Here is a 12,326-nt window from a genome sequence, read left to right as displayed (position 1 = left end):
AAAGGAAGGAGATTTTTGCCGTGAAATTTAACAAAGTTCGCTGGGGCATTATTGGATGTGGTGATGTGACGGAAGTGAAAAGTGGGCCTGCATTCCAAAAAATAAAAAATTCAGAGTTAGTTGCCGTTATGCGTAGAACTGGTGAACTTGCAAAAGACTATGCAATAAGACATCATGTCCCGAAATGGTACGATGATGCTGACGCACTTATTAACGATCCAAATGTTGATGCAATCTATATTGCGACACCACCGGGTTCACATAAAGAATATACAATGAAAGCTGCGAAGGCAGGAAAACCTGTTTATGTTGAAAAGCCAATGGCACTCAATTTTGATGAATGCAAGGAAATGATCGATGCCTGCGAGGGGGCTCACGTTCCATTATATGTTGCTTACTACCGCAGGGCATTGCCTCGATTTGTAAAAGTAAAAGAGCTGTTGGAAAATAAAGAGATTGGAGACGTTCGTTTCGTCTCAACGACACAATATCAAAAAGCCTCAGAAGATGTGAAGGACTTACAAAATCTCCCGTGGAGGCTTCAACCTGAATTGTCTGGAGGGGGACTGTTTTTTGATTTAGCCAGTCATACGCTTGATCTATTAGATTTTTTGCTGGGGCCAATTAAAGAGGTTAAGGGTTTTGCATCGAATCAAGCAGGCTATTATCATGCGGAGGATATCGTTACAGGTACCTATCAATTTGAATCTAGAATTCACGGCGTAGGAAATTGGTGTTTTTCTGCATTTGATGATGTGGATGTGAATGAAATCGTTGGCAGTAATGGAAAAATTACTTTTTCCACTTTTGGTAATGATTCGATTGTTTTGACGACTGCAAGTGGAACAGAGCAATGGAACTATGAGGCACCGCAGCACGTCCATCAACCCCTTGTAGAAACGATTGTGGCTGACTTGACAGGAGGCGGCGGAAAGTGTCCAAGTACGGGAGTGACAGGTGCGAGAACCAACTGGGTCATGGGGGAAATTAGATAAGTGACAATGGGGTTTACGATTAAATAATTGTATGAAAGTTAAAAAGGGATGGTCTCCATCTCTTTTTGTTTTGTTAAACATAATTTTAAGTTCGTAAAATGTATTCAGACTGTCGTACATTATATATAGAAGGTATTTTTATCTCTATTCATTTCCAACGGCAGCAATCATGGATTGCTGTTTATTTTATTATTGAATTTTTAGAAAAAACAGAAAGTAGTGATTAGATTCACTTTGAAAGTTTTCAATTGTTGGTAAACTTTGGTTAAAAGCTTACTGATTGGAGGGAATATTATAAAACTAGCAGCTATTATCTCAGTTTTACTTACCTACATACTAATTGTTTTCGGAGGATATGTTGCTTCTTCGGAATCGGGGATGGGATGCGGGCCAGAATGGCCTTTATGCAATGGAGAGGTTATTCCTATTTTAGAAAATGAGACATTGATAGAATTTGCGCATCGAGCCATAGGTCTTCTGCTCGCCATTTTAGTAGGGACGCTCTTTGTGCTAATCAAACGGAATAAGAACAACAAAATACTCCAAACTGCAGGAAATTGGCTTATCAGTTTACTAACTTTACAGATATTAGCGGGAGCAGTGGTTGTCGTGCTGGATTTACCGACAATTATTATTACTGTTCATCTCCTTGTAGCCATGCTGTTCATGCTGGTCTTGTTGTGGATTTATCGGACTGAATCTCATACTCGAATTGAAACGAAATTAAGTGATAACAGGAAATTAAATATCGTATTTCAGTTAAATGTATTGATCATCCTGCTTTTATTAACCATGGGATTTGGTGCATTTATTAAACATGAATATTATGGTCTGGTATGTGGCTGGCTGGATTGTAGAGAAACACTGCTGCCTGTAACAACACCCGAAATCCTCCAAACTGGGCACCGAATATTGGCAGTCATTACGGCAGCATATACTATTTTGCTAATGTTTAAGGCTTATCTGAATAATTGGGGTCAGGGATTGAAGGTGCGGTTACTCCTTGCTGCTACTATGGTAGTAATACAGATAATAAGTGGCATCCTCACGATTATAACCAATATCAGCATCCCATGGGCTGTTGTCCATCTTGCAATTGGGACAGCATTGTTCATGATTGTCGCAGACACAAGACTAATAGTGGGGTTAACGATAGCTAAGAACACCGGGAAACCGTGGACGGATAAAAAGGGACAACCATTTGGCAAGTAAACATTGGAGAGGTTTTTTACAGCCCATGGTAATAGGTACAAAAGAGGCTTTAGTATAAGGTTAACTTATTCTTAAAGTTCCGTTACCTATCACAAACATTAAAAATATAACTTAAAAAGGGTGCCAAATTGTATATGAATTTGTCACTCTTTTTTTTATGGATATACAGCGTTTCATGCGGAAATTAACACTAAAATTTGTAATGGAAGATTGTGTTAAGATGAAATGAAGTTTGTGAACAAGTGTACTTAAGCTAACCTGCCTTTAGTTGAAGAGTGCTGTAAAAGACGAAATAATAGCTTTTATAGTGTATTGTAATATTTGTATTCGTAATAAGGAGGATTATACTTTTGAATATTTTAATTTTAGGTGCAACTGGACGAGTTGGAAGTCAAATAGTAACTTATGCCCTTCATGATAGACATCATGTTACTGTATTAGTTCGCACTCCAGAGAAGCTTCAAATAAATAGTGAAAATTTAACCATTATTCAAGGGAATGTTTTAAATAAAAATGATATAGTACGTGCAATGCATGGGATTGATGTAGTTATTAGTGCACTAAATACTGATGGCACAACCACTCTATCAGAAAGTATGCCACTAATTATCAAAGCAATGGAAAACGAAGGTATAAAACGAATTATCACGATAGGAACCGCAGGGATCTTACAAAGTAGAACTACGCCAACCGTAATCCGTTATCAGTCAAGTGAATCAAAACGTAAATCAACCCGTGCAGCAGAAGAACATCATAAAGTTTACGATATGCTGAAACAATCAACACTCGATTGGACGATTGTATGTCCTACATATTTACCAGATGGAGAAAGGGAAGGTCAATATCGAATTGAACGTAATTTTTTGCCAGAAGGTGGTATGAAAATATCAGTTTCTGATACAGCAGAATTTACTTATCGTCAGATAGAAAGTAGCGATTATGTCCAATCACGTGTAGGAATCGCCTATTAATAACATTCTCTTACATTATTACTTGCTGTCACAAGGTGAAATTTATTGTTTGTAAAAATTGCACTTAGACTAAAGGGTAGCAAGAGTTTAATTTTCAAGAGGCTATTGCGGTGGCGTGGCTTCGACTTGATTTTCTCCGAATGTGCCACTTCCTTCTAATACATAAACATAGCCATTATAGGTATCAGGAAGGTCTTGAATAACATATGCACCTTTTTCTAATATCATTTCTAAAAATGTGACAGATGCGTAATTCAGTGTATTAGATACAATATCTCCTGACGAACCTGAATATACCCTAATATTGGAGGTTAAGATGAAAATAAAACCTGAATATTGTAAAGTACACGATGCACTTTCCATCTTGGTTGGGAAATGGAAGCCCATTATTTTATTGTAACTAATGTCGGAAGGCACAATGAGATATGGAGAATTAAAAAAAGCACTGGTAGGTATTACCCCTAAAATGTGGTTACTGTAAACAGTAAAAGCCAGGAAGTGGTTCTCTGGCTTTTACGTTTGTAATCCTAATTATTCATTGGGCAATCAGGCATAGTAGCACATTCGGAAACGCCCTTAGTCATTTCCTTGGCTTTTTGTGAAATTCCCTTTTCTCCCATTTGGGCACAATGGGCGACATCACTTCCAGCAGCAAGTGCTGAGCTGCTAAATGCCAGAACAACAAGAAACGCAGTAGTTGCAATGATTTTCTTCATCTTGATTCCTCCAAATTGTTATTTACTAATATTATTATAGAAAGAAAATGTCCAAAAAGTTTGCAGAAAAGAAGAACAAATTATGACTTCGAAGGCTGAAATATTTCTTTAAGATTTTCAACAGCAAGATTTTAAGAACGTAGCAGTCATTTTGGAAGGTTTTCTTTTTCGCTAACGGCAGTTTAGTTCAACAAGGGTAGACCATCTCATTTATATAATTTCCTGTTATTGAGGGAAAATAGAAATACTAATTTTAAAGGATGGTCTTATGTATATTTTTATCAATATTTTATATATGTTAGCAGCGTTTAAATGGGGGGATTGGAGGAATTGGAAACTGTATTATCCGACAATACTCTTCTTAATCATTGGAGATTTTTTATACAACTTTCTCCTCTATAAAAAAACAATGTGGTTGTTTCATGATTTAATCTTACCTAACCATACTACTATTACAATTTTAGCTATGGTCGTATCCTACTCTGCAACCGTATTAATATACTTAGGGAGGTTCCCTGATGGATGGAAAAAACGTTCATTATGGTTTTTGTTATGGGTAGGAATATATTTATGTGCAGAGTATTTTAATAGTAAGTTTGGGTTTATTTCATACCATAATGGTTGGAATATTTGGTGGTCTGTGTTATTTACAGCCATTATTTTCTTTATCTTGCCTATTCATTACAAAAAACCTTTGTTTGCTTGGCTATTATCAATAATGATTATAGTATTGTTATTAAGCATCTTTGATGTGAAAATTAGTGAAATGAAATAAAGCTTGAGATGAGAAATAAGGATTATTGAGGCGAGTTCTTTATATTATGAAAGCTAACATTGTGAATAATTGTACTTAAACTATAGGGGTGCTTTACTTCAATAAGGAGTAAGGCTTTTTTCTTCTTCAACTAAAGAAGCACTTCAATAAGCAGGTTTTGATTAAATGTTTGAAGAACTAATATTTAACAAACTTAAAAGTGGTGATATAGTGAGTTTCAAAATTAAAAAAGGTGAATTTAATAATTTTGTACAATTGGTTCGTTCAATTAATTCAATTCCCAAAAAACAGTCGACCTTGCTAATTGGAATAGATGGTTGTGGGGGTTCAGGAAAAAGTACATTTGCAAATAGATTAAAAAATGAATGTTCAAATGTAACTGTTGTACATATGGATGATTTTTATTTACCATCCTCACAACTAATAAAAACACATCCAGCAAAAAAAAACATTGGTGCGGATATTGATTGGAAACGTGTACTAAATCAAGTTCTTGAACCTATTAGTCAAAACAAAGAGGGGTGTTATCAGCGATATGATTGGGAGACGGATGATTTAGCAGAATGGCATACTGTTCCAATCGGAGGAATTGTCATAATAGAAGGTGTATATTCCATTCGCAATGAATTAGCCAATAAATACGACTTTACAATATGGGTTGAATGTTCACGAGAAATAAGACTTTCACGAGGTCTTGAAAGAGACGGGGAAGAGGCTCGTGATATGTGGGAAAATAATTGGATGATCTCAGAAGACATTTATGTTGAAGAACAAAAACCTTATGAAAGAGCAGACCTTATTGTTAATGGAACTAAATAAATATCTTATTCAACTTACGGGGTGGCTTTTGTTTAACAAAGGCTACTACGGTTTTTATTTAACTAACGGAGGAAAAAATAGTTCAAAAAACCCCTTCTTGAAAGGGGTTTTTTGAATAAATTCTATTGCACCGTTATTGTACCTTTGTACATATTCATTCCACAAGCGTAATGATAAGTTCCGGGCTTGAGAGATTTAATATTAACATAGTTATTTGTATGTGCTTTTAATGAAATGTTAAACCCGAGTTCCTCTGATAGGACAATACCCGTACAACCAACTTCCTCTGTTTTAAAGTTAATGATTGATGGTGTTTCAGCTTTTAATACTATATTATTAGGGGTATACTCAGTAGGTTTTACCATAACTTCATATATCTGACTACTTGTATCTGTGAATTTAATATCCTCTACTTCGTTTGACGCTTGTTTACTGCCATCGGAATAAAACGCACCTTTTCCGAATAAAAGAACACCCATAAATATTAAAATAATGACTAAAACAAAGGGGTTAGCTACTAAAGGCTTTTTACTTATGCTTTCTTGATTTTTTGTATTTGTTTCTTCATCAATTAACCGAATTAGTAATACCATTACTGCTACAAACACGATGTCAATAAAGTAAATCATAACGTCTATAGATTTTGGCTGTAACATCACGCCTAACATTGAACCCATCATTCCACCCATTATTCCTGCTGTTAATCCGTCGATTGATGCCATCAGTGAAACAGGTCTACCTGTCATATATCCGACAATCATTCCTAATGATACAGAAATAATCGTAGGTATGGTTAAATCTTTATTTTGAATAAGGATTCCTAAAATACTCCCAATAGCAATACTTACCATCATTGAGTTAGTCATACTTATCATCATTCCAGCCATACAGCTAAGCCTGTTTTTGTTTCGGAAAGTGTAATAAATAATGTAGCTTGATAATAGAAAAACCATTCCAATACTACCAATAAGTAACATATTACTTCCACCCTTGCAATCTCAATTTTTCTCCTACATTGGGTAATTATACTAGTTTAGATAATATTAACAACAAAAATATTGTGGAAACTTATTAAACTAGCAGGTCCGATAGTCCAAGAGGCATTATCGCTTATTTTTTTGAATTTATTGTACTAACTGGACAGGTTTGTTGAAGAAGGATATTTTCTGCTTTAAGCGAAATAATACCAAACAAATCTAACACAAATACAGGTATTGAAAATAACAGGAACATAGGAGGTAGGAGATATGAGGATCAATAGAATAGATCATGTGAGTATAAACGTAAATGATCTTTCAGAGGCTAAAGCATTTTTTCTTGATTTAGGACTTGAAGTGCAAGCGGAATGGGAATTGGATGGAGAACTGTTGGACAGAATAGTGGGGCTTAAAGATGTTAAAACGGCATGTGTAGGATTGGGAATGCCAGGTGGTCAGGCATGGATAGAGTTAGTTAAATTTTATCAGCCGTCAGATGAAAAAGATATTCAGCAACCTTGTGCAAATACGCTGGGTATCCGACATATTTGTTTTGCTGTTGAAGATATTGAAACTATTGTTGCTAAATTGAAAAAGAAGGGTACTGAAATCTTTAGTGAGATACAGCAATATGAAGAAAGTTATAAGTTATGCTACGTTCGTGGTCCAGAGGGAATTATTTTAGAGTTGGCGGAGAAAATCGGATAAATAATGAATGGGACTTAATTAAATTCGATTTAACTGTTTCTGAGGTTATACGTGGGGAAGAAGCAAAATCTGCCTTTTATGATTGATGGCATTATGAATTTTAATATGGTAAGTAAAAGTGGAGATATTTATAGTGGTGATATCGTACCAACAACTGAACCAGACTTTAGTTTTGAATTATATGTAGGTAGTGAGCAAGAATGTTATATTGCAGGATTAGTTAAGATTGGCGAAAAAGCCCAACTACGTTATCAAGATATTTTAGATGGACACTGTTTCTTTAATCTACAATAAAAATACAATTAAGAGGTGCGTCTATCTGTAAAGGATTAACGCACCTTTTTGTTAATCCTTGTTAGACGAACGGGGCAGGTTAGTCGATTAAGTTAATGCTAAAAGAGATATAACCTAGCGAGAGCTAGGCTATTTTATTTATATCTATTAAATACAATATGCTAAAACATTGTTAAGTTTTGTTACTGCTAACAGAAGCCATAATGATAATAGAGTGTTTGTATAAGGTAATTAATCACCCTATACAACTAGAAAATGCTTACCGTACTTACCCTAGCTGAATAACCTATCCAATAATGACTCTTTCTTTAGGATAACGGTAGTGCTCTTCTTTTGTTTCACCCCTTAATAGGAATAGGAAGGAAAAGATACCGATACGCCCAATGAACATTAGTAGAATAATTATGATTTTCCCACCAATACTTAAATCTGCCGTGATTCCCATAGAAAGACCTGTAGTACCAAACGCAGAACAGACTTCAAAGAAAAGTTGAAGTAAACTCATTTTCGGTTCTAGAAAGGTCAATAGAGCAACTGCAATTCCGCAAATCATTGCAGCAGTTGTAATGACAACAAATGCTTTCGTCACATCTTGAGGATCAATCTCTCTCTTAAAAACTTTAATACTGTTTTTACCTTTTGCGTAGCTATAAATAGCTAATAACATGATAGCAAACGTCGTTGTTCGAATCCCTCCGCCAACACTGCTGGGAGATGCACCAATAAACATGAGAGAGGAAAGAACCAAAAGCGTCGGTGTAGAAAATTCATTCATATCCATTGTTGCTAAACCACCGTTGCGTGTGGTAACGGATTGAAATAGAGAATAGAACAAAGATTGATGCCAAGCTTTATCAGCAAAAAAATGATTGGACTCAAAGATATAAATACATAGAGCTCCGACTATGATTAATGCAAAAAAAGTAAAGGTAGTTAATTTTGTGAAAAGTGAAAATCTGAAAGACCTCTTCCGCTTAGTAATAAAATAGTTCTTTATTTCAATAAGGACTGGAAAGCCGATGGAGCCAAAAATCATTAATAGGATATTAATACTTTGAATAAAGTAATCGTTGGCAAAGGGTATCAATGATTCACCTGTAATGTCGAAGCCTGCATTCGTTGTTGCACTTATAGAAGCGAAAAAGCCCTGGAGAAACGCTTCTTCCCATGTAGGGAAATAGTTTAAAAAATAAAACCCTAAAATCAACGTCCCTATTAACTCAATTGCAATCATGATGAGAAGGATTTGACGCATTAAAATAACCAATCCTGAGAGATTCGTTTGATTCTGGTCCGTCATAATTAGTTTTCTTTCCATTAAGCCAATTTTTTTGCCCATTAATAGCCAAATAAAGGTTCCAAGCGTCATTACGCCGATTCCGCCAAATTGCAATATAAATGCAAAAATAAACGTACCTGGAACACTGAGTATTTCTGTTAATGATACAGTCGATAGCCCTGTAACACTGACAGCACTTGCAGAGATAAATAAAGCATCTAATAGTGATAGTTCTGCTCCGTCCTTCAATGTAATAGGAAAAAGAAGCAATATAGTCGAAAGGATAACTGCTGCAAAATAAAACAATACAAGCAATTGTACGGATGTAAAACGCATCTTCTTTTTAGAATGTGAATCTAATCTCATTTTTTTACCTCTTTATCATTTATCTTGTTACTAAATCATTTTATGGTACATGCCTAGTATAAGCAATGACATTGTAAGCTATATCAATAACAGTAGTGATTGTATTATCATATTCATATTGACTTTCGGTTTCACTTTAAGTAACAGGTGCGTTTATCCAGGAAGGATTAACCGCCTTTTTTGTTGAATTTTTTATAGAACAAACGCAGCAGGTTTAATTAAGAATAACTACATACAAGTATATTTGATTGGAGACTTTATCAGGTAGGAATAGCTTTTTGGAATAGGAGGTTAATAAATGTGTCAATAACGATTCGTAGGTTGTTAAATCTTACTATGGTCATACTGGCGTGGTCTACATTACCTTTTTTAGGGTTACATACTATTAAAAGATTTGCTCCCGCTTCACTCCTGATTGTATTTTTTGAATTTATTAATGTACTAATTGGGAAAAGACGTAAATGGTGGGTTTTTTATAATAAACCCAATTCTTATTTATTTAACGAATTTCCTTTTAATATTGGTCCGTTTTTGGTAGGGTCTATGTGGATATTAAAATGGACATATGGGAATTTTAAACAGTTTATTTTACTTAATGCCACTGTTAATGCATTTTTTGCATTTATGTTAATAAAGTTACTGGAAAAGTTAAAAGTAGCTAAATTAGTTCGAATAAGTAATTTTCCTTTTTTTCTGTATTTCTTTTACAAAGCCCCTTTGTTGTATGGGATTCAATACATTATTGAAGGTAAACAAAATTTCTCAGACAACTAGCATAAAAAGATTGTGAACTAATTCGCTTAAGTGAAGAGTGCAAGAGTTGAAAAAGGGACTGCGTTTTTGGTGGAGATGTTCAAGATAAAAAATATCGCCAAGCCATTACAGCAGCAGGTACAGGGTGTATGGCTGCACTGGATGCTGAACGTTATTTAGAAAACAATGCTACCATGATTGGAGTAAATCATTATAAAAAGGTGGAGGATTATCATGACTACGAAGAACTATCATGAATTAATTAAAGACCGCATTTATATGGGCGGAGCAGATGATGTAAAAGATGTGATAGAAAATTATTGGTCGTAAGTATTTGGGTCCTCTTTTACAGGATTATTAAGGAATATGGAGAAAAACAATATTAGACACTGTTTACATATTGAAAGTAGATTCAACAGGTTTTCGGAAAAAATATTTAGTGAAACAAATAGCTTATTGAAGTAAGGGTGCATTAATTTAATATCCTCCTGCTAATTTTGGCAGATTGAAAGCAATTCTCTATAAGAAGAATTGCTTTATTTTGGTATTATTCTATTCATAATCCATTTCATTTTCTCTTCTGAAGATACTTATCTTCATTGATCCCAATATAAGAATACATACTCTGGTTCATGCTCTTTTTTCAGCTCATCAATGCTTGCTATTTTATCTAAAGGTTTCAGTTTATTCGTGCGTAAAGTATTACTAGCGTTCTGTTTTAAACCCTTTTCATCCATGATATACACCCTCCTTTTTAGCATAGTTTGTGTCCTGGGCCGCTTCTTATTCTAGTTTTTGCAAGGATGAATCAGGTGAAATATTATAAATAGCAAGTGTCAGGTTTGTTGGAAGGCAAATAATAATTGTTATTGTAGAAAATGCTTTTACAATAAACAAAATGAATTATTCGTGTAGGCACCTTGTTGACAATCTAAACTTTTTTTATTATCCTTTAAAAAACGTTAAAGAATTCAATAAAATTTCGTATAACTCCAATAATATGGTTTGGAGGTCTCTACCAGGAACCGAAATTCCTGATTACGAAGAAAGTACAAGATTTGTATTTTCTTCGTAGTCAGGAATTTTTTTTTCTGAATTCTAATCTAAAAATTATTTCAGGAGGACAAAAATGAACTTTTTAGCATTGCCAAAAATTGAACTTCACTGTCATTTGGATGGAAGCCTTAGGGCTGAAACGATTATCGATATTGCCCAGAAGGAAGGCATTCAGTTACCCTCCTATGATAAGGATGAGCTGCAAAAGGAACTGGTTGCTCCGTTAGAATGTGAATCCCTTGATGAGTATTTAAAAAGGTTTTCTCTTCCTAATTTGGTCATGCAGTCCCAGGAGAACTTAAGAAGAATTACTTTTGAGCTATTTGAGGATGCAGCAAGGGAAAATGTGAAATATATGGAAGTCAGATTTGCCCCGTTACTTCACACATTAAAAGGTCTTGGTGTTGAAGAGGTTATTCAATCTGTTATAGAGGGGATGAGGGAAGCTGAAAGCTGTTACGAAATAAAAGGAAATATAATCTTATCCTGCATGAGGACGATGTCGGTAGAAAGCGCCTTTGAGGTGGTTGAGAAGGGGAAAAAGTTCCTTGGAAAAGGTGTAGTGGCAATTGACCTATGTGCTTCAGAAGAAGAAGGTTTTTGTAAAAGATTCGTAGTTCCAATTCTCTTAGCCAAAGAATATGGCTACAGAGTCACTATTCATGCCGGGGAAACGGGAATTGGCAAAAACGTTCTAGAAGCTGTTGAACTGTTGGGTGCTGAAAGAGTAGGACATGGAGTATTCATTAAAGAATGTGCTGAGGCTTATAAGATCGTGAAAGAAAGACAGGTAGTGCTTGAAATGTGTCCAACCAGTAATGTGCAAACGAAAGCTGTTCAACATTATTCTGAACATCCAATTTATAAGTTTCATAAAGATGGTGTAAAAGTGACGATTAATACGGATAACAGAACAGTATCTGATACTACAATGGCAAAAGAAATCCATCTAGTTAACAAAGAATTTAATCTAAGCGAAGAAGATTACCGGCAAATTTATTTAAATAGTGTAGAAGCATCCTTTGCCGACCAAGAAACTAAAGAATGGTGCTTGGGAAAATATATATGAGGTTTAGTGGTTTTTATAAAATAAAGGCTCTGTTAAAACTGAATATTGATTTCACTGTGTTTAGAAAATAAGCGGAGAATTTCCGTTTAAATTGGGAAATAGCCAATTTACCTTAAATATAAGCGGAGTTTTTCCGCTTATTGTATCCAAATCCATGGATTTTGTCTTATTTAAAGCAGTTAACCGGAATATCTCCGTTTATATCACCTTCTTACGCATGCTCTATATACAATAGCCGGAAATTCTCCGCCTATGAATTCTCAACCCTACACGAAAATCAACAATGAATAATAACAGACAGAGCCAAAATAATAAAAATCTAAAAAACTTTCTTAC

14 protein-coding genes, 1 pseudogene and 1 riboswitch are annotated in these 12,326 nt (G+C 34.8%); of the genes and pseudogenes, 10 read left to right on the top strand and 5 right to left on the bottom strand.

The features are described 5' to 3' along the window. Window positions 1–20: 20 nt before the first annotated feature. The 3 genes from MLOOGBEN_RS21280 to MLOOGBEN_RS21270 all read left to right on the top strand — a co-directional run bounded on the left by MLOOGBEN_RS21280 (window position 21) and on the right by MLOOGBEN_RS21270 (window position 3,178). Window positions 21–995 (top strand): Gfo/Idh/MocA family protein, encoded by a 975-nt coding sequence (locus MLOOGBEN_RS21280; protein ID WP_179160278.1) that lies wholly within the window; start codon window positions 21–23, stop codon window positions 993–995. Window positions 996–1,256: 261 nt separating this feature from the next. Further along, on the top strand, window positions 1,257–2,207 hold the full coding sequence (locus MLOOGBEN_RS21275) for a COX15/CtaA family protein (protein ID WP_179160277.1): 951 nt from the start codon (window positions 1,257–1,259) through the stop codon (window positions 2,205–2,207). A gap of 350 nt (window positions 2,208–2,557) precedes the next feature. Next, the gene (locus tag MLOOGBEN_RS21270) at window positions 2,558–3,178 is read left to right on the top strand and encodes an NAD(P)-dependent oxidoreductase (protein ID WP_179160276.1); all 621 of its coding nucleotides are present in this window, start codon (window positions 2,558–2,560) and stop codon (window positions 3,176–3,178) included. A 102-nt stretch (window positions 3,179–3,280) separates the two neighbouring features. On the opposite strand, the gene MLOOGBEN_RS28970 is transcribed toward MLOOGBEN_RS21270, so the two are convergent. Beyond that, the gene (locus tag MLOOGBEN_RS28970) at window positions 3,281–3,541 is read right to left on the bottom strand and encodes a cupin domain-containing protein (protein ID WP_218781272.1); all 261 of its coding nucleotides are present in this window, start codon (window positions 3,539–3,541) and stop codon (window positions 3,281–3,283) included. A 164-nt stretch (window positions 3,542–3,705) separates the two neighbouring features. Next, the gene (locus tag MLOOGBEN_RS21265) at window positions 3,706–3,894 is read right to left on the bottom strand and encodes a hypothetical protein (RefSeq protein ID WP_179160275.1); all 189 of its coding nucleotides are present in this window, start codon (window positions 3,892–3,894) and stop codon (window positions 3,706–3,708) included. A 295-nt stretch (window positions 3,895–4,189) separates the two neighbouring features. Between MLOOGBEN_RS21265 and MLOOGBEN_RS21260 the strand changes: the two genes are divergently transcribed. Beyond that, complete coding sequence (locus MLOOGBEN_RS21260; RefSeq protein WP_256989205.1) at window positions 4,190–4,669, top strand: CBO0543 family protein; 480 nt, start codon at window positions 4,190–4,192, stop codon at window positions 4,667–4,669. A 165-nt stretch (window positions 4,670–4,834) separates the two neighbouring features. Continuing rightward, the gene (locus tag MLOOGBEN_RS21255) at window positions 4,835–5,488 is read left to right on the top strand and encodes a uridine kinase family protein (protein ID WP_179160273.1); all 654 of its coding nucleotides are present in this window, start codon (window positions 4,835–4,837) and stop codon (window positions 5,486–5,488) included. Between the two features lie 122 nt (window positions 5,489–5,610). Here the strand turns inward: MLOOGBEN_RS21255 and MLOOGBEN_RS21250 are convergent, their stop codons facing one another. Then, window positions 5,611–6,465 carry a cupredoxin domain-containing protein gene (locus tag MLOOGBEN_RS21250; protein ID WP_179160272.1) on the bottom strand — a complete coding sequence of 285 codons (855 nt, stop codon included), beginning with the start codon at window positions 6,463–6,465 and terminating at the stop codon, window positions 5,611–5,613. Window positions 6,466–6,735: 270 nt separating this feature from the next. Between MLOOGBEN_RS21250 and MLOOGBEN_RS21245 the strand changes: the two genes are divergently transcribed. Further along, window positions 6,736–7,173, top strand: a complete 438-nt coding sequence (locus tag MLOOGBEN_RS21245) for a VOC family protein (RefSeq protein ID WP_179160271.1) — start codon at window positions 6,736–6,738, stop codon at window positions 7,171–7,173. A gap of 51 nt (window positions 7,174–7,224) precedes the next feature. Then, window positions 7,225–7,467: a hypothetical protein gene (locus tag MLOOGBEN_RS21240; RefSeq protein ID WP_179160270.1), complete on the top strand. Its 243-nt coding sequence runs from the start codon at window positions 7,225–7,227 to the stop codon at window positions 7,465–7,467. Between the two features lie 286 nt (window positions 7,468–7,753). On the opposite strand, the gene MLOOGBEN_RS21235 is transcribed toward MLOOGBEN_RS21240, so the two are convergent. After that, on the bottom strand, window positions 7,754–9,112 hold the full coding sequence (locus MLOOGBEN_RS21235) for a TrkH family potassium uptake protein (protein ID WP_256989204.1): 1,359 nt from the start codon (window positions 9,110–9,112) through the stop codon (window positions 7,754–7,756). 300 nt (window positions 9,113–9,412) lie between these two features. Here MLOOGBEN_RS21235 and MLOOGBEN_RS21230 point away from each other — a divergent pair, with 300 nt between their 5' ends. Both MLOOGBEN_RS21230 and MLOOGBEN_RS29425 read left to right on the top strand, forming a co-directional pair. Further along, entirely contained in the window at window positions 9,413–9,886 is a 474-nt protein-coding gene (locus MLOOGBEN_RS21230) for a hypothetical protein (protein WP_179160269.1), read from the top strand. A 71-nt stretch (window positions 9,887–9,957) separates the two neighbouring features. Continuing rightward, window positions 9,958–10,082, top strand: a pseudogene (locus MLOOGBEN_RS29425) (thioredoxin-disulfide reductase); the annotation flags it as partial. A 379-nt stretch (window positions 10,083–10,461) separates the two neighbouring features. Here the strand turns inward: MLOOGBEN_RS29425 and MLOOGBEN_RS21215 are convergent. Further along, window positions 10,462–10,602 (bottom strand): dsRNA-binding motif domain-containing protein, encoded by a 141-nt coding sequence (locus MLOOGBEN_RS21215; RefSeq protein ID WP_179160268.1) that lies wholly within the window; start codon window positions 10,600–10,602, stop codon window positions 10,462–10,464. A 225-nt stretch (window positions 10,603–10,827) separates the two neighbouring features. Next, window positions 10,828–10,926: riboswitch (purine riboswitch) on the top strand. A gap of 68 nt (window positions 10,927–10,994) precedes the next feature. Between MLOOGBEN_RS21215 and add the strand changes: the two genes are divergently transcribed. Then, the gene (gene add, locus MLOOGBEN_RS21210; protein ID WP_179160267.1) at window positions 10,995–11,990 is read left to right on the top strand and encodes an adenosine deaminase; all 996 of its coding nucleotides are present in this window, start codon (window positions 10,995–10,997) and stop codon (window positions 11,988–11,990) included. The last annotated feature ends 336 nt before the right edge of the window (window positions 11,991–12,326 follow it).

Origin of the sequence: Bacillus sp. EB106-08-02-XG196 (genome assembly GCF_013396335.1) — a bacterium.
In the GTDB taxonomy this organism is placed as follows: Bacteria; Bacillota; Bacilli; order Bacillales; family Cytobacillaceae; genus Neobacillus.
This window is presented reverse-complemented; position numbering and strand designations above follow the sequence as displayed.

What these genes read in the sequence shown, in the direction of transcription:
- add (WP_179160267.1), top strand. Translation starts at nt 10,995, where the DNA reads ATGAACTTTTTAGCATTGCCAAAAATTGAACTTCACTGTCATTTGGAT.
- MLOOGBEN_RS21265 (WP_179160275.1), bottom strand. Translation starts at nt 3,894, where the DNA reads ATGAAGAAAATCATTGCAACTACTGCGTTTCTTGTTGTTCTGGCATTT.
- MLOOGBEN_RS28970 (WP_218781272.1), bottom strand. Translation starts at nt 3,541, where the DNA reads ATGGAAAGTGCATCGTGTACTTTACAATATTCAGGTTTTATTTTCATC.
- MLOOGBEN_RS21255 (WP_179160273.1), top strand. Translation starts at nt 4,835, where the DNA reads ATGTTTGAAGAACTAATATTTAACAAACTTAAAAGTGGTGATATAGTG.
- MLOOGBEN_RS21260 (WP_256989205.1), top strand. Translation starts at nt 4,190, where the DNA reads ATGTTAGCAGCGTTTAAATGGGGGGATTGGAGGAATTGGAAACTGTAT.
- MLOOGBEN_RS21245 (WP_179160271.1), top strand. Translation starts at nt 6,736, where the DNA reads ATGAGGATCAATAGAATAGATCATGTGAGTATAAACGTAAATGATCTT.
- MLOOGBEN_RS21235 (WP_256989204.1), bottom strand. Translation starts at nt 9,112, where the DNA reads ATGAGATTAGATTCACATTCTAAAAAGAAGATGCGTTTTACATCCGTA.
- MLOOGBEN_RS21215 (WP_179160268.1), bottom strand. Translation starts at nt 10,602, where the DNA reads ATGGATGAAAAGGGTTTAAAACAGAACGCTAGTAATACTTTACGCACG.
- MLOOGBEN_RS21250 (WP_179160272.1), bottom strand. Translation starts at nt 6,465, where the DNA reads ATGTTACTTATTGGTAGTATTGGAATGGTTTTTCTATTATCAAGCTAC.